Origin of the sequence: Pandoraea eparura, assembly GCF_902459725.1 — a bacterium.
GTDB lineage: Bacteria > Pseudomonadota > Gammaproteobacteria > Burkholderiales > Burkholderiaceae > Pandoraea > Pandoraea eparura.
Genome location: NZ_CABPSH010000031.1, coordinates 1 through 1,349 on the forward strand (window position 1 = coordinate 1; position 1,349 = coordinate 1,349).

At 59.2% G+C, this 1,349-nt stretch carries 1 pseudogene; it reads left to right on the forward strand.

From position 1 onward, the window contains the following. Nucleotides 1-145 precede the first annotated feature (145 nt). A pseudogene (locus tag PEP31012_RS23475) lies at nt 146-1,349 on the forward strand (Tn3-like element IS1071 family transposase); the annotation flags it as partial.

Consider the following 1,349-nt stretch of genomic DNA (forward strand, 5'->3'; position numbering starts at 1 on the left):
GGGGTCTCCTCGTTTTCAGTGCAATAAGTGACGGTACGCAAAGCTAGCACTGGCGCGGGGGTGGTCTGGGTAGACCGTTGATTTCATTGACTTTCCTGTTCGCTTTGTAAACGGGTATGGTGGCCTCCCACTTTTGAGGTTCACGATGCAGGGTTGGCACACAACGTTTTTGGGGATGCGTGGGCTCCCCCGCGATATCAGCGACTTCGAGATGAAGGCATTTTTCACCTTCGATGGTGCCGAGCGCGACGCAATCAATGCACGCCGAGGTGATTCCCACAAGCTTGGTCTGGCGCTCCATATTGGTTTCCTGCGCATGAGTGGGCGTTTGCTCGGTGCCTTTCGGGTAATTCCAGTAGCCTTGTGGCGCCACCTTGGCAACGAGCTTGGCATTGCAGCACCAGAAGTCGCCTCGCTGAGAGCCATGTATGAACGCGGGCGCACGCTATTCGATCACCAACAAGTAGCCTGCACGGTCCTTGGATTCCAGTGGATGAGCGAGCACCAGCGCCGCTCACTGGTACGTGAACTGCGCGACGAAGTGGCGCGCTGCGCCGACCGCGATCAGCTACTCGTGCGGGCGCGTCAATGGCTGTACAAGAACAAGCTGGTGATCGTGCACGAGCGGGCAATTCGGACACTGATTGCGGCGGCACTTGCCCAGCTTGAAGTTGAAACAGGCACCGCCATCGCCGCCAGCGTTGATCCAGCAACACTTGATCGCTGGCGAGCCTCAGTTTCAGAGCTGCGCCCAGATGGACAAACCCAGCAGAGTTGGCTATGGGCTGCACCGGCGAAACACTCAACCCGCCAAATCAGCGAGGTACTGGAGCGCATCGACCTGCTTTACACGCTGGACGTTCATAAGCACCTGGCAGACATCCCCGATCTCATCTTGCGCCGCTACGCGCGCCGACTTGTCTCCAGGCCGCCCTCAGCCGGAGCCAAGATCAAAGAGCCAGCGCGCACCGTGGAGGTCGCATGCTTTCTTCGGTATTGCCTGTTCACCACCACAGACCAGTTGATCCTTATGGTGCAGCGCCGGATCGCCGATCTGTGGCGTCAGGCTGCCGCCGATGTCCCCGCTACCGTCAATTGGGCCGCAATGTACAAAACGCTGCTCGGCGAACTTGTTGCCTTGAGCGCGCAAGGTGCGGTGCCAGATGCTGAGTTGCGTGCCCGTCTTGAAGCCTTGATCACCGAAACCCAGAAACGCAAACCACCGAGCAGGGCCTCCCTGGTCCGCGAGGGATTGATTGATGGAATTCGCCCCGTGCGGTCGTTGCTCGTCGCCATTGCAAAGCTGCCCTGGCAGGCCACCGGCGAGCATCCTGCCATCGAGTACCTTG